Origin of the sequence: Faecalibacterium sp. BIOML-A4 (genome assembly GCF_009679665.1) — a bacterium.
Taxonomy (GTDB): domain Bacteria; phylum Bacillota; class Clostridia; order Oscillospirales; family Ruminococcaceae; genus Faecalibacterium; species Faecalibacterium taiwanense.
In genome coordinates this window covers 14,603-29,436 of the sequence record NZ_WKZG01000018.1, presented here as the reverse complement: position 1 = coordinate 29,436, position 14,834 = coordinate 14,603, and the positions used below count along the sequence as shown (strand labels likewise).

12 protein-coding genes and 1 tRNA gene are annotated in these 14,834 nt (G+C 58.2%); 11 read left to right on the top strand and 2 right to left on the bottom strand.

Annotated elements, in window-relative coordinates; translation table 11 throughout:
• Positions 1-2 precede the first annotated feature (2 nt).
• From sdaAB to GKG34_RS12400, 11 genes are all read left to right on the top strand, one after another.
• On the top strand, positions 3-671 hold the full coding sequence (gene sdaAB / locus GKG34_RS12450) for an L-serine ammonia-lyase, iron-sulfur-dependent subunit beta (RefSeq protein ID WP_154256401.1): 669 nt from the start codon (positions 3-5) through the stop codon (positions 669-671).
• A gap of 19 nt (positions 672-690) precedes the next feature.
• The gene (gene sdaAA, locus GKG34_RS12445; protein WP_154256483.1) at positions 691-1,566 is read left to right on the top strand and encodes an L-serine ammonia-lyase, iron-sulfur-dependent, subunit alpha; all 876 of its coding nucleotides are present in this window, start codon (positions 691-693) and stop codon (positions 1,564-1,566) included.
• Positions 1,567-1,797: 231 nt separating this feature from the next.
• Positions 1,798-2,526 carry a glucosamine-6-phosphate deaminase gene (gene nagB / locus GKG34_RS12440; protein ID WP_154256399.1) on the top strand — a complete coding sequence of 243 codons (729 nt, stop codon included), beginning with the start codon at positions 1,798-1,800 and terminating at the stop codon, positions 2,524-2,526.
• A gap of 125 nt (positions 2,527-2,651) precedes the next feature.
• Complete coding sequence (locus GKG34_RS12435; protein WP_154256397.1) at positions 2,652-4,418, top strand: tyrosine-protein phosphatase; 1,767 nt, start codon at positions 2,652-2,654, stop codon at positions 4,416-4,418.
• Positions 4,419-4,799: 381 nt separating this feature from the next.
• Entirely contained in the window at positions 4,800-6,374 is a 1,575-nt protein-coding gene (gene rny, locus GKG34_RS12430) for a ribonuclease Y (RefSeq protein ID WP_097774149.1), read from the top strand.
• Between the two features lie 112 nt (positions 6,375-6,486).
• On the top strand, positions 6,487-7,005 hold the full coding sequence (locus tag GKG34_RS12425; protein WP_154256395.1) for a hypothetical protein: 519 nt from the start codon (positions 6,487-6,489) through the stop codon (positions 7,003-7,005).
• A 430-nt stretch (positions 7,006-7,435) separates the two neighbouring features.
• Entirely contained in the window at positions 7,436-9,133 is a 1,698-nt protein-coding gene (locus GKG34_RS12420) for a peptide ABC transporter substrate-binding protein (protein WP_097780985.1), read from the top strand.
• A 162-nt stretch (positions 9,134-9,295) separates the two neighbouring features.
• Entirely contained in the window at positions 9,296-10,231 is a 936-nt protein-coding gene (locus GKG34_RS12415) for an ABC transporter permease (RefSeq protein WP_339396023.1), read from the top strand.
• Position 10,232: 1 nt separating this feature from the next.
• Positions 10,233-11,336 carry an ABC transporter permease gene (locus tag GKG34_RS12410; RefSeq protein ID WP_154256393.1) on the top strand — a complete coding sequence of 368 codons (1,104 nt, stop codon included), beginning with the start codon at positions 10,233-10,235 and terminating at the stop codon, positions 11,334-11,336.
• A 13-nt stretch (positions 11,337-11,349) separates the two neighbouring features.
• Entirely contained in the window at positions 11,350-12,447 is a 1,098-nt protein-coding gene (locus tag GKG34_RS12405) for an ABC transporter ATP-binding protein (RefSeq protein WP_154256391.1), read from the top strand.
• Entirely contained in the window at positions 12,448-13,380 is a 933-nt protein-coding gene (locus tag GKG34_RS12400; RefSeq protein ID WP_154256389.1) for an ATP-binding cassette domain-containing protein, read from the top strand.
• A gap of 88 nt (positions 13,381-13,468) precedes the next feature.
• Here the strand turns inward: GKG34_RS12400 and GKG34_RS12395 are convergent, their stop codons facing one another.
• The gene (locus GKG34_RS12395) at positions 13,469-14,443 is read right to left on the bottom strand and encodes a glycosyltransferase (RefSeq protein ID WP_154256387.1); all 975 of its coding nucleotides are present in this window, start codon (positions 14,441-14,443) and stop codon (positions 13,469-13,471) included.
• Positions 14,444-14,698: 255 nt separating this feature from the next.
• Positions 14,699-14,772, bottom strand: a tRNA-Ile gene (locus GKG34_RS12390).
• Positions 14,773-14,834: the final 62 nt, after the last annotated feature.

Sequence of the window (14,834 nt, the reverse complement as noted above, 5' to 3'; positions counted from 1 at the left end):
CCATGGCATTTATCAGTGTTTTTGATGTTCTGGGCCCGAACATGATCGGCCCTTCCAGCTCCCACACCGCAGGCGCGGAGATCATCGCCTTTCTGGCACAGAAGATGATCGCCCCGCCGCTGAAGCGGGCGGACTTTACCCTCTACGGCTCCTTTGCCAAGACCTACCACGGCCACGGTACCGACCGCGCCCTGTTGGGCGGCATCATGGGCTTTTCGGCCGATGATACCCGCATCCGGGATTCCTTTGCCATTGCCACCGACCGCGGCCTTGGCTACAGCTTCACCCCCAATGAGGTGGAGACCGACATCCACCCCAACACGGTGGATATCCGCATGGAGAATGCGGCCGGTCAGGTCATGACCGTGCGCGGTGAATCGCTGGGCGGCGGCAAGGTGCGCATCGTGCGGATCAACGGCGTGGAGGTGGACTTTACCGGCGAGTACAATGCCCTCATCGTGGTGCAGAAGGACAAGCCCGGCGTGGTGGCGCATATCTCAAAGATCCTCAGCGACCGCGGCGTGAATATCGCGTTCATGCGTCTGTTCCGCGAGGGAAAGGGGCACACGGCTTACACCATCGTAGAGTCGGATGAGCGCCTGCCCGAGGGTGTGGATCAGCTGCTGCTGGCAAACCCGAACATCAACGATGTAATGGTCGTGCAGCCGTAAGGAGGGACGAGTGATGAACATGGATTTCAAGTCCGCCAAGGAGCTGCTGGACCTGTGCGAGGAAAACCAACTGCCCATTTCGGAAGTGATGCGCCAGCGGGAATGCATTCTGGGCGAAGTGCCCCGGGATGCTGTGGATCACCGCATGGCAAAGGCATGGGAGATCATGCGCGCTTCTGCCACCCAGCCGCTGAAAAAGCCCATCAAATCCATGGGCGGGCTCATTGGCGGCGAGGCCAAAAAGCTGGAAACACATTATAATAAGAAGAAAAACATCTGCGGCGATGTGCTGCAGAAGGCCATGACCTACGCCATGGCCGTGCTGGAAGTGAACGCTTCCATGGGCCTGATCGTGGCTGCACCCACCGCAGGCTCTGCAGGCGTGGTGCCGGGCATGATGCTGGCCCTGCAGGAGTGCTACCGCATCTCCGACCAGCGCATCGTGGATGCCCTGTTCAACGCCGGTGCCGTGGGCTATCTTGCCATGCGCAACGCCACCGTGGCCGGTGCCGTGGGCGGCTGTCAGGCCGAGGTGGGCATTGCGTCTGCCATGGCTGCTTCTGCCGCCGTGGAGCTGATGGGCGGCAACCCGCAGCAGTGTCTGGATGCAGCTTCCACCGTGCTGATGAACATGCTGGGCCTTGTGTGCGACCCCGTAGGCGGGCTGGTGGAGTACCCCTGCCAGAACCGTAACGCCGCCGGTGTGGCCAACGCCCTCATTGCAGCAGAACTGTCCCTGAGCGGCATCCGCCAGCTGATCCCCTTCGACCAGATGCTGGAGGCCATGTACGCCGTGGGCAAGCGCCTGCCCGCCGAGCTCCGCGAGACCGCCCTTGGCGGCTGTGCCGCCACCCCCGCCGCCTGTGCCGCCTGCGGCCTGTGCAGCGGGAACTGATCTTTCAACATGCAGCGCCGCCGGTGTGGAAACGCCCGGCGGCGTTTTTGCGCGTTCGTGACCGGAAATGCCGGCCCAAACGGCGGGGCTTTGCATCTTTTTGTGCAAACACACCGAAAAGATGGCCGGGATGACTGGCGCTTGTCTGCGAAATGTGATAAACTAAACACAGAAGTGCTCTGCGCAGTCCGTGCAGAGCGGCAAAAAAGATGATAAGTGAGGTCGTTTGTAATGAAGATCATTCGTGCAAAAGATTATGCGGATATGTCCCGCAAGGCAGCCAATATCATTTCGGCACAGGTCATTATGAAGCCCAACTGCGTGCTGGGTCTGGCGACCGGCGGCACCCCCGTGGGCGCGTATGCACAGCTGGTGGACTGGTACAACAAGGGCGACATCGATTTTTCTGAGGTGACCACCGTCAATCTGGACGAGTACCGCGGCCTGCCCAAGGAGCACCCGGAAAGCTACTGGAGCTTCATGCACCGCAACCTGTTCGACAAGGTGAACATCGACCCTGCAAAGATCAACCTGCCGGACGGCACCAACCCCGATGCAGAGGATGCCTGCGCAAAGTACAACCAGATCATCCACGCTGTGGGCGGCATCGACCTGCAGCTGCTGGGCATCGGCCACGACGGCCACATCGGCTTCAACGAGCCGGGCGAAGCCTTTGAGCTGGAGACCCACTGTGTGAACCTGACCGCCGAGACCATTGAGGCCAACAAGCGCTTCTTTGACGGCAATGTGGATCTGGTGCCCAAGCAGGCTTATACCATGGGCATCAAGACCATCATGCAGGCACGCAAGGTGCTCATGGTGGCAAACGGCGCAGGCAAGGCCGAGATCATCAAGAAGGCATTCTTCGGCCCCGTCACTCCGGAGGTGCCCGCAAGCATCCTGCAGATGCATCCGGACTTCACGCTGGTGGGCGACGAGGAAGCTCTGAGCCTGATCTGATCGTTCCACGCTCTGACTGCCGCACGGTGCAATGCTGTGCGGCAGTTTTTTGCTGCCAACGGCTTTACAATCGCGCAAAAAGGCGGTATTCTTTTATATATGACACTTTTCTCAGGGAGGAAACCATGGATATCCGCCAGCTGCACTACTTTCTGGTATTGTGCGATGAAATGAATTACAGCCGCGCGGCACAGCGGCTGTTTTTGTCACGGCAGGCACTGCGGCAGAGCATCTCTGCGCTGGAAGCCGAGCTGTGCGGGCCGCTGTTCCTCAGCGCCCACCACAAGCTCACCCTTACCGACCGCGGCATGAGCCTGCAGCGCCATGCCGCGCCGGTAGTGGAGCAGTTCCAGCAGATGCAGGCATCCCTGCGGGCCGAGATCCAGTCGGCGCAGCCGGTGCGCATCGGCATCAGCGTGTCGCTGGTGCCGGACTACCTGCCCGGATTGGAGACCCAGCTGGACAAGTTCCGCCAGCAGTATCCCCATGTGGAGATGCGCTTCCGCATGATGGACAACGATGCGGTGGCGGACGATGTGGAGCAGGGGGAGCTGGACGCGGGTCTGGTCATCGATCTGGGCTGTGCTGCGCCGGTACTGGCCCGTACCACCCTGCGGGCAGACCCTGCCTGCCTGCTGGTGCCTCGGGGGCACGCGTTCTGGGATAAGGAGAGCATCCCGCTGGCAGAGCTGCGCGGTCAGCGGGTGCTGCTGCCCAGCTTGCGGCAGGATCTGTTCAGCCCGCTGTGGTCGGCCTGCGCCCGGTTGGGCTTTGCGCCGAATGCGGAGATCGGCCCCAGCTTTTATCAGGCCTATTATCTTGTGCAGGAGCAGCTTTGCACCTGTCTGACCCGCTATGAACCGGGAGCCAGACGGGAACTGGACCGTGTGCGGGATGTGCTGCTGGAAGATCTGCCCCCGCTGTGCGTCTCACTGGTGCAGCGGCGGGATCATTCCTCTGCCTACATCGACCTGCTGCGCAGCTACCTGATGGAGGTGCTGGGCGGTTCGGCCAGCCTGCCGCCCCGCCGCGGACGGCCCGCAAAGCCGTTCTACAATTTCCCGGTGCTGTCCAGCGCTGCGGCAAAGGCTGCACCGGCCCACCCGGTGCCCGGCACCCAGCTGGATTTTGCCGGCGGCACCAACTTCCGGGAGCTGGGCGGTTACGAAGCCGACGAGGGCAAGCATATCAAGTGGGGCCAGATCTGGCGCGGCATCCCTACCTGCAAGCTCACCGGTGAGGCCGACCGCGCGAAGCTGGACGCGCTGGGCCTGCGCCTGATCCTTGATCTGCGCAGCAGCGGGGAAGTGCAGAAAGAACCGGACTACGTACCGGACGGTGCACGTCTGGTGCAGATCTGCGGCCTGTGCGCCGAGGACGGCCACGAGATCTCCTTTGCGCCGGATGATATCGCCGCCCTGATGAAGGGCTATGAAGAAAGCGCCGACGGCAGCACCTTCGTGCAGGCTATGTACGAGCGGATGCTGTTTGGCAACAAGGCGTTCAAGGAGCTGTTCCGTGCGTTGGAAGCAGGCGAGACCCCCATCCTGTTCCACTGCTCGGCCGGCAAGGACCGCACCGGCGTGGCGGCCATGCTCATTCTGCTGGCACTGGGCGCTTCGGATGAGACGATCTGTGCGGACTATGAGCGCACGAACCTCTGCCGCAAGGCTGAGATCGACGCAGTGCTGGCGGAGCACGCCGAAGAGATCGCGGCAAACCCGGCCTGCCGGATGCGCTATTACCGCAAGGCGGGCGTGGACCCGGCAGCCGCACCCTTTGTGCTGCGCACCATCCGCGCAAAATACGGCAGCGCCGAGAACTATCTGGAAGCCGAATACGGCCTGACCCCTGCGCGCCTGATGCGGCTGCGCAGGATGTATCTGGAATAAACGGGAACGGGGACGGCATCCGGTGCGGATACTGTCCCTGTTTTCTGCACAAAATGTTCTGCGGGGCAGGGTTTTCCTCTTGACAAGCGGGCAATTGTTTCGTACTATAATTAGTAGTATGGAATAAAAGACGCTGTGTGCAGGTCGTTCCCGTGACCCGTGTCCCTTACAGGCAGAGCCTGCCTGTTTTTATATAAGATAGAACTGTAGATAGAAAAGCTTGCAGCCTGTCCGTGCGGCATTTGCCGTGCGTGTGGTCTTGTTGCCACTTTTTGCATTGAAAGCTCACTTATAAAAAATGTTTGCAGCCTACACCTGCCCTACAGCGTCTCCTGCTTATGATTCAGAATTTTGAATTTTAACAAAGGAGAGTGAAATGCGATGTCCACGATCATCTGGATCGTGATCTTGATCGTCGCGCTTGCTGCGGGCATCGGTGCAGGCTATTTTATTGGTTACAACAACCGTAAAAAGACCGCCGAAGCCCAGATCGGCAGCGCGGAAGCCGAGGCCACCCGTCTGGTGAACGAAGCGATCAAGACCGCAGAACAGAAACGCAAGGAAGCGGTTCTGGAAGCAAAGGACGAGGCCTTCAAGCTGAAGGCCGAGGTGGATGCCCAGAAGGCAGAAGCCGATAAGGAGATCAAGCAGCGCCGTGCGGAGATCAGCCGTCAGGAGAACCGCATCGACCAGAAGGAAACCGCCCTCGACCGCAAGACCGAGGTACTGGAAAAGAAGGAAGAGGAGCTGAAAAAGCGCGCCGCTGAGGCCGAGGAGCGTCTGGCCGAGATCGAGGCCCTGCGCGCCAAGGAGATGGAGCGTCTGGAAACGCTGGCCGGTCTGAGTCAGGAGGACGCCCGCGAGGTGCTGCTGCACAAGGTGGACGAGGAGCTGACCCACGAAAAGGCCGTGCGCGTTGCCGCCTACGAGACCGACCTGAAGGAAAACTGCGACAACATCGCACGCAACCTGATCGGTCAGGCCGTCAGCCGCTGCGCTGCCGACCACTGCAGCGAGACCACCGTCAGCGTGGTGCCGCTGCCCAGTGATGAAATGAAGGGCCGCATCATCGGCCGCGAGGGCCGCAACATCCGCGCTCTGGAGACTGCGACCGGCGTGGACCTGATTATCGACGATACCCCGGAGGCCATCACCCTGTCCTCCTTCGACCAGACCCGCCGCGAGGTGGCCCGCATGACGCTGGAACGCCTGATCGGCGATGGCCGCATCCACCCCGCCCGCATCGAGGAGACGGTGGAAAAGTGCCGCCACGAGCTGGAGCTGCAGATGAAGCGCGAGGGCGAGCGTGCCGTGATGGAGCTGGGCATCCATGGCCTGCACCCCGACCTGATCAAGCTGATCGGCCGGTTGAAGTACCGCACCAGCTTTGGCCAGAACGCCCTGACCCACAGCATGGAGGTGGCATGGGTGGCCGGTCTGCTGGCAGGCGAAATGGGTGTGAATGTGACCATGGCACGCCGTGCCGGTCTGCTGCATGATATCGGCAAGGCACTGGACCACGAGATCGAGGGCAGCCATGTGCAGATCGGTGTGGACATCTGCCGCAAGTACAAGGAAAATACCCAGATCATCCATGCCATTGAGGCCCACCACGGCGACGTGGAGCCCAAGACCCCGCTGGCCTTCATCATTCAGGCTGCCGATGCCATCAGCGCTGCACGCCCGGGTGCCCGCCGCGAGAATGTGGAAAGCTACGTCAAGCGTCTGGAAAATCTGGAGGAGATCTCTTCCAGCTTTGAGGGCGTGGAGCAGGCCTTTGCCGTGCAGGCAGGCCGCGAAGTGCGCATCATGGTCAAGCCCGATGTCATCAGCGACGATCAGGTGATCCTGCTGGCACGCTCCATTGCCAAGAAGATCGAGGACACGCTGGATTACCCCGGCCAGATCAAGGTCAATGTGATCCGCGAGAGCCGCGCTGTGGAGTACGCAAAATAAAGTTTTGCCCAAAAAGCTGCCGTGCAGATGCACAGCAGCTTTTTTCTGCTTGTAATCCGGCGGCAAAAAAGGTATCATGGAGAAAAACAGACCGAAAGGGGAGAACCACTATATGAAACATGCAAGAAAATGGCTGGCTTGCCTGCTGGCGGGTGCACTGGCACTGGCGGTGCTGGCCGGATGCAGTGCACTGATGGGCGGCACGGTGCAGAAGGATACAGAACAGGCCAAGGCCCTGATGAAAGAGGTAGACCCCAGCCTGACCTATAATACCGATCTGGAAGATGCAGCCAGCCGTCTGGCAGACTGGCTGGTGGAGGACTCCACCCAGCTGACCACCCAGTCCGGCCTGCTGACACGCAAGGTGCCCATGACCACCGGCTCCGGTGCCATGCTGGATACGAATGTGTACGATTTTATCGATCATTCCACCAGCTTTCTGTTCCTGCCCAGAGGCGTGGTGATCGGCCTTGCAATGAACAACGAATGGGGCTTTACCGGCTACTTATATGCTCCGCCGCTGAGCGAGGCGGGCAGCGTACTGCGCAGCTATGCGGCAGGCTGCACACGGATGGGCGCGGTGTTCATTGAATACGGCGGCGAGACTTACGTAGTGGCTATGTTTGCCTAAAAACCGAAAAAACGGTGTTCCCCTGCTGAGAACGGTGCGTTTTCAGCAGGGATTTTTTTCTGTCTGGTATGTGCACAAAAACAGGTTGAAAGTACGACTTATGCACAAAAAATAAAAATACGCAGGTGAAATCTCTTCATCTGTTTCCCCGAAAAACACAAAAAACTCATGTTTTCACGAAACTGTATTTCGAGCAACTACAGTATATCTTCAAAACTGCACAAAAACAAAAACAAAATTTTTGCTGACCATTGGTCAAAGCACAGAAAAACAGCCGGAAGCCTTTCCTTTTCAGGCGGAACAGCGTATAATGCGGATATCGCACAAAGGTGTGCAGCGCTCCAGAGAAGGAGCAAAAAGCCTTTGTGCATTTTTCACCATTCAATGCTTTACCTCAATAAAGCATTGAGGTAAGAGAGAGGGAAAAAATATGAAATTCGATCGTCGTATTTCTCGCCGCAGCTTCCTGGCTGCTGCAGGCGTATCGGCTGCTGCACTGGCTCTGACTGCCTGCGGCGGCTCTTCCAGCACCGCTGCTTCCGGCTCCACCGCTGCTTCTGGTGCAGCCGCCTCTGCTGAGGGCGGTGTGCTGAACGTCATGCTGGAGACCGAAGTCCAGTCTCTGGACCCCCAGCTGGCTACCGACGGCACCTCCTTTGAGGTTATCGCCAACTACACCGACGGCCTGATGCAGATGGATGCGAACGGCGCAGCCGTGGAGGCTCTGGCAGAGAGCTATGAGCTGAGCGAGGACGGCAAGACCTACACCTTCCACCTGAAGGATGCAAAGTGGTCCAACGGCGATGCCGTTACCGCAGCAGACTTCGTGTTTGGCTGGCAGCGTGCTGTTGACCCCGCAAACGCATCCGAGTATGCCTACATGCTGAGCGATATCGGTCAGGTGGTCAACGCCGCCGAGATCATTGCAGGCGACAAGCCCGTCACCGATCTGGGCATCACCGCTGTGGATGACAAGACCCTGAAGGTGGAGCTGAATGTTCCGGTCAGCTACTTCCTGAGCCTGATGTACTTCCCCACCTTCTACCCCATGAACCAGAAGTTCTTTGAGAGCTGCGGCGATACCTATGGCACCAGCGCAGACACCGTGCTGTCCAACGGTGCATTCGTGCTGACCAGCTATGAGCCGGCCGCCACCGCTTTTGAGCTGGTGAAGAACGCCGACTACTACGATGCTGACCGCATTGCTCTGGACGGCCTGAACTATCAGGTCATCAAGGACAGCCAGCAGGCTCTGATGAGCTATCAGAATGGCGATCTGGATATCACCCTGCTGAACGGCGAGCAGGTCGAGCAGGTCAAGGACGACCCCGAGTTCACCAGCGTGGGCGCCGGCTACCTGTGGTACATCAGCCCCAACATGGACGCTGTGCCGGAGCTGGCAAACCTGAACCTGCGCCGTGCCATCACCTTTGCACTGGATCGTGATTCCATCACCAATGACGTGCTGAAGGACGGCTCTTCTCCCGCCTACACCGCAGTGCCCGCACAGTTCGCCACCGGCCCGGATGGCAGCGATTTCAGCGCCGACCAGACCAAGTTTGCAGAGTTCTGCGCATACGATCCCGACAAGGCTGCAGAGTACTACGAGCAGGCCAAGGCTGAGCTGGGCAAGGATTCCTTCTCCTTCACCATGGTCGTCGATGCCGACGATGCTCCTCAGAAGGTCGCTCAGGTCGTTCAGGAGCAGCTGCAGACCACTCTGCCCGGCTTTACTCTGGAGCTGAAGGTGGAGCCCAAGAAGCAGCGCGTGCAGGATATGCAGGACGGCAACTTTGAGATCGGCCTGACCCGCTGGGGCCCCGACTACGCCGATCCCATGACCTATCTGGGCATGTGGGTCACCGGCAACTCCAACAACTACGGTCTGTGGAGCGACGCTGACTACGATGCCGTCATCGCAGAGTGCACCACCGGCGATCTGTGCACCGATCCCGAGGGCCGCTGGGAAGCCATGTATGACGCTGAGTCCATCGTGCTGGAGCAGGCCGCCATCTTCCCGCTGTATGGTCAGTGCAACGCCGAGATGATCTCTTCTGCCGTGACCGGCGTGGACTTCCACCCGGTTGCTCTGAACCGCGTCTTCAAGGACGCAAAGAAGAGCGTCTGATCCTGATCGAGAACTGAAATGCCGCACAGTGGCAGCGTGATTGCCGCTGTGCGACTTTTTGGCTTTTGCACTGTCCGCGTCCGGCGCACGGATGACCGCGGCAGAAAAAGCCGCCCTGTCTTGAGCAGGGAGAAGAAGAAACTTTAAGGGGGTCTACCCAACGTGAAAAAATACACGCTCAAGCGTATCATCACTTCGTTGTTTACGCTGCTGGCCATCCTGCTGGTGTTGTTCATCCTCATGCAGCTGATGCCCGGTTCGCCCTTCAACGATGAAAAGCTGACGCCGGAAATGCGCGCATCCCTGTACGCAAAGTACGGTCTGGATCAGCCGATCTATGTGCAGTTCTTCCGCTATGTGACCAACATGCTGCGCGGTGACTTCGGCGTCAGCTACAATATCTCCAAGAACACGCCCATCTCCCAGCTGATCCAGTCCCGTCTGCCCATTTCCATCCGTGTGGGCGGCATGGCTGTTACACTGGGTGCCATCGTGGGCCTTGTGCTCGGCATCATTGCAGCCCTCAAGCGGGACACCATCTTCGACACTCTGGCCACCATCATCTCGGTCATCGGCGTGTCGGTGCCGTCTTACGTGATCGCACTGGCCCTGAGCTATACCTTTGGCTTCAAGCTCAAGTGGTTCCCTATGCTGTTCTCCGCAAAGGACGTGTTCGGCTCCAGTGTGCTGCCCAGCATCTCGCTGTCCATGTTCACCATGGCTTCCATTGCCCGCTTTACCCGCAGTGAAATGATCGAGGTTCTGGACTCCGATTATATGCTGCTGGCCGAGAGCAAGGGCATTTCCGGCCCGGCGCTGATCTTCCGCCACGCGCTGCGCAATGCGCTGATCCCCATTATCACCGTGCTGGCCCCGCTGATCGTGGACCTGATGACCGGCTCGCTGGTGGTGGAGAAGATCTTCGCCATTCCCGGCGTGGGCAGCCTGCTGGTGACGGCCATCCAGTCCAACGACTACAACGTGGTCATCAGCCTGAGCTTCATCTACAGCGCCATGTACATTGGCATCATGCTGGTCGTTGACCTGCTGTACGGCATCATCGACCCGCGCATCCGCTTGGCAAAGGGGGACAACTGATATGGCAGAAAAAGCGATTCGCCTGGGCGGCGAAGCCACGGCTGATGCCATCGTCAGCGCAGTGGATACCATGTATTCCGAGCACACCTTCAACGAGAAGGACTTTGCGCTCAAGCATAACGACGCAGAGATCGCAATGGACTCGAACTTTGCCGCACAGAGCTTCTGGAAGGATGTGCGGGTGCGCTTCTTCCGCAAAAAGAGCGCGGTGCTCGGCCTGATCCTCGTTGTCTTTATCGTGCTGCTGGCGGCATTTGGCCCCGGCATGAACGAGTATACCTACTCCGGTCAGGAGCTGAGCCAGAAAAACTTTGCGCCCCGCGTGCAGGTGCTGGAAAACTTCGGCATCTTCAACGGTGACGAGAAAATGAGCACCACCACCGGTTCCAAGACGGTCAATGCCTATGTGGAAAAGGGCAAGGAGGATGTCTACTACTGGTTCGGCAGCGACACCTATGGCCGCGATATCTGGACCCGTACCTGGGAGGGTGCCCGCGTGTCCCTGATCATCGCGGTTGCCGCCGCCATCATCGATATGGTCATCGGCATGAGCTACGGCCTGATCTCCGGCTACTTTGGCGGCAAGGTGGATATGATGATGCAGCGTTTTCTGGAAGTTGCCAACGGCATCCCCCGTCTGGTGATCGTCACGCTGCTTCTGCTGGTGCTCAAGCCCGGCATGATCACCATTATCTTTGCCCTGATGCTCACCGAGTGGGTGGGCATGAGCCGCATTGCCCGCGCTGAGATGCTCAAGCTGAAGGATCAGGAGTTCGTGCTGGCTTCCCGCACGCTGGGCGCAGGCAGCTTCTTCATCATCTTCAAGGAAGTGCTGCCCAACATCATCGGACCCATCATCACGCAGGTCATGTTCAGCATCCCCACCGCAATTTTCACCGAGGCATTCCTGTCCTTTGTGGGTCTGGGCATCCCGGTGCCGCAGTGCTCGCTGGGTTCTCTGATCAGCGAGCTGTACAACAGCTTCACCACCCATCCTTATCAGATCATCCCGCCGATGGTGGTCATGAGCCTGTTGATGATGAGCTTCAACCTCGTGGCCGACGGCCTGCGCGAGGCTCTGGACCCCAAGATGAAGAGTATGTAAGGAGGAACACCCCATGCCTGAAAAGAAAAAAGAACAGGTCTTGTCGGTGCGAGACCTTGATATCACCTTTAAGACCACCGCAGGCCCGGTGCACGCCATCCGCGGCGTGAACATCGACCTGTACAAGGGCGAAACGGTGGCGCTGGTGGGCGAATCCGGCTCCGGCAAGTCCGTTACCATGAAGGCCGCTATGGGCATTCTGGCACAGAACGCCATTGTGAACAGCGGCTCCATCCAGTTCAGCTACCATCACGCCGACGGCAGCCCCGAGACGGTGGACCTGCTGCAGAAGGACAAAAAGTGGATCCGCCGCCACATCAACGGCAAGCGCATCGCCATGGTGTTTCAGGACCCCATGACCAGCCTTGACCCCACCATGCCCATCGGCAAGCAGATCATGGAGGGCATGCTGTGGCACTACAAGATGCCCAAGGATGCCGCCTACAAAAAGGCTGTGCAGCTGCTGGAAGAGGTGGGCATCACCGATGCCGAAAAGCGCATGAAGAGCTACCCGCACCAGCTGTCCGGTGGTATGCGCCAGCGTGTGGTCATTGCCATTGCACTGGCCTGCGACCCCGACCTGCTGATCTGTGACGAGCCCACCACGGCACTGGATGTGACCATTCAGGCCAAAATTCTGGAGCTGATCCGCAGCATCCAGCGTGAGCGCGGCATCTCGGTCATTTACATCACCCACGATCTGGGCGTTGTGGCAAAGGTGGCCGATTATGTGGACGTGATGTACGCAGGCAAGATCGTGGAGACCGGCACCATCGACGAGATCTTCTACGAGCCGCGCCACCCCTACACATGGGGCCTGCTTTCCGCCATGCCCGATCTGGACACCGCAGACGACCGTCTGTACACCATTCCGGGTTCGCCGCCGAACCTGCTGCATGAGAAGCAGGGCGATGCCTTTGCGCCGCGCAACCATTATGCCCTGAACATCGACGACGAAGTTGACCCGCCCATGTTCAAGATCAGCGACACCCACTATGCAGCTACATGGCTGCTGGACCCCCGCGCACCCAAGGTGGACATGCCGCCTGAGCTTGCTCAGCGCATTGCCCGCATGCGTGCCGAGGCAGAAAAGATCAAGGAGGCGGAATAAATGGCAGGACAGAATGCTGCTCCGCTGCTGAAGGTCGAGGGCCTGAAGCAGTATTTCCGCGTGAGCAAGAGCTATACCGTCAAGGCTGTGGACAATGTCAGCTTTGAGATCTATCCCGGCGAGACCTATGGTCTGGTGGGCGAGTCCGGTTCCGGCAAGTCCACCATCGGCCGCAGCGTCATCCGCCTGTATGACCCCACTGCCGGAAAAATCACCTTTGATGGGCATGATATCAGCGGCAGGCTGAGCCGCGTGCAGAACGATACGCTGCGCACCCAGATGCAGATGATCTTTCAGGACCCCATGGCGTCCCTGAACCCCCGCAAAAAGGTGGAGGATATCATCGGTGAGGGTCTGGACATCCACCACATGTACAAGACCCGCGAAGAGCGCCGCGAAAAGGTGGAGAAAATTCTGGCCAAGGTGGGCCTTGCGCCCGAACATGCCGAGCGCTATCCCCACCAGTTCTCTGGCGGCCAGCGCCAGCGCGTGGGCATTGCCCGCGCCCTCATTATGAACCCCAAGCTCATCATCGCAGATGAGTGCATCTCGGCGCTGGACGTGTCCATTCAGGCGCAGGTGGTCAACCTGATGAAGGATATCCAGCAGGAGACCGGCACGGCCTACCTGTTCATTGCGCATGACCTTTCCATGGTCAAGTACATCTCGGACCGCATCGGCGTGCTGCATCTGGGCCACCTGCTGGAGACGGGTACGACCGAAGAGATCTTCGAGAATCCCGTCCACCCCTACACCCGCAGTCTGCTGTCGGCCATCCCGCTGCCGAACCCCGTTGTGGAGAAGCGCCGCGTGGCTGAGACCTACGACTACGCCACTTCCGGCATCGATTACAACAAGGGCACCGATCACCATGTGAGCGGCAGCCACTATGTCAAGTGCACCGACGAAGAGTTTGCAAAATGGTGTAAATGATAGTAAACAAAGAAGGAGCGTTCCCGCGTGGAAACGCTCCTTCTTTGTTTTATTATAATTACGCAGAAAGGAATGGAATGCAGGAGATTCAGCAGTTATCGTAGCGGGCAAGGTTGCGGTTGCGGCGTTCGATAAAGTAGTACAGGGCTTTGCTCCGGCTGAAAAAGGCAAAGCGCATTTTATTGTAGAAGGACAAAATGGAACGGCTCTTTTGGTAGGCATGGCGGATGAGCTGATCCGATTCAGGGTCTAAGGCAGAACGATAGAGGATCGGGTAATCATTCAGGGCCATATCCACAAAATAGGCATCGTTTTCCAGCATGTCGGGGTACCGCTTTTCAAGAAACAGATAACGCTCTGTGACCATCGCAAGCCTGTCCTGAAAGAACTTTATACAGTCTGTATGGAGAGTGCTGCCATCGCGCTGATAATAGTAATACAGGGGTTCGTCCGAGTACACGATCTGCCCTGCGTCGAACAGGATCTTGTATGCAATGCCAAGATCTTCCATAACGCGACCGACCGGAAACCGGATGGTGTCAAACAGTTCCCGTTTGCATAATTTATTCCATGCATAACATGCGTAGGTATCCTCCGTAAAAAGCTCCCGGATGGCATCAGCACCTTGAAAGAGCGTAACGTTTCGGGAAGAAAGCGGAGCAGGGACCTCCGGCGCGTCAGCATAGACGAGTTTCCAATGGACGGCAGAAATATCAGTGTGGTACTCATGGAGCAGATCATAAAGGGTCTCGATGAAATTTTCTGCAATGTAATCATCGCTGTCAACAAAGGAGATGTACGCACCGGATGCCGCATCCAGTCCCACATTCCGGGCATCGGATAGGCCACCGTTTTTCTTATGGATGACCCTGATGCGTGCGTCCCGCTGTGCCCATGCATCACAGAGTGCAGGGCAGTTATCGGGAGAACCATCATCGACCAGGATCACCTCAAGGTTCGGATATGTCTGGGCCAGAATGCTGGCGACACATCGGTCCAGATAGGGTTCTACTTTATATACCGGAACAATGACGGACACGAGTTCGTTATTTGTATTCTGCATGATATCCTCCTCCAAGCTGGTTTAATCATATCATGGGAGCAGGGATTCCGCAATGAGAACTTTATAAGTTTTGGGTTCAAGTCCTGGCTGGCCCTCAGAACGGCATCCGACACTTTTTGATATTCCTATGCGCTGGGACCCGCAGGCTAAGTAAAGCCCCACCGGGGCTTTACTTGCGTCGCTTCGCGTCGCCGCCTTGTTCAAGTCCTGACTGGCAACAAAAAAGAGCACCCCGATGGGTGCTCTTTTTTGTTATGGGCCAGCCAGGACTTGAACCCGGGACCAAGCGGTTATGAGCCGCCAGCTCTGACCAACTGAGCTACTAGCCCGCATATTCTGCGCTGCGGCATTTACAAGTATACCAAAAACAGCGCAAAATGAAAAGCATTTA

Bases quoted from the DNA above. Each gene is read 5' to 3' on its own strand.
- sdaAB (WP_154256401.1), top strand. From the start codon at position 3: ATGGCATTTATCAGTGTTTTTGATGTTCTGGGCCCGAACATGATCGGC.
- sdaAA (WP_154256483.1), top strand. From the start codon at position 691: ATGGATTTCAAGTCCGCCAAGGAGCTGCTGGACCTGTGCGAGGAAAAC.
- nagB (WP_154256399.1), top strand. From the start codon at position 1,798: ATGAAGATCATTCGTGCAAAAGATTATGCGGATATGTCCCGCAAGGCA.
- GKG34_RS12435 (WP_154256397.1), top strand. From the start codon at position 2,652: ATGGATATCCGCCAGCTGCACTACTTTCTGGTATTGTGCGATGAAATG.
- rny (WP_097774149.1), top strand. From the start codon at position 4,800: ATGTCCACGATCATCTGGATCGTGATCTTGATCGTCGCGCTTGCTGCG.
- GKG34_RS12425 (WP_154256395.1), top strand. From the start codon at position 6,487: ATGAAACATGCAAGAAAATGGCTGGCTTGCCTGCTGGCGGGTGCACTG.
- GKG34_RS12420 (WP_097780985.1), top strand. From the start codon at position 7,436: ATGAAATTCGATCGTCGTATTTCTCGCCGCAGCTTCCTGGCTGCTGCA.
- GKG34_RS12410 (WP_154256393.1), top strand. From the start codon at position 10,233: ATGGCAGAAAAAGCGATTCGCCTGGGCGGCGAAGCCACGGCTGATGCC.
- GKG34_RS12405 (WP_154256391.1), top strand. From the start codon at position 11,350: ATGCCTGAAAAGAAAAAAGAACAGGTCTTGTCGGTGCGAGACCTTGAT.
- GKG34_RS12400 (WP_154256389.1), top strand. From the start codon at position 12,448: ATGGCAGGACAGAATGCTGCTCCGCTGCTGAAGGTCGAGGGCCTGAAG.
- GKG34_RS12395 (WP_154256387.1), bottom strand. From the start codon at position 14,443: ATGCAGAATACAAATAACGAACTCGTGTCCGTCATTGTTCCGGTATAT.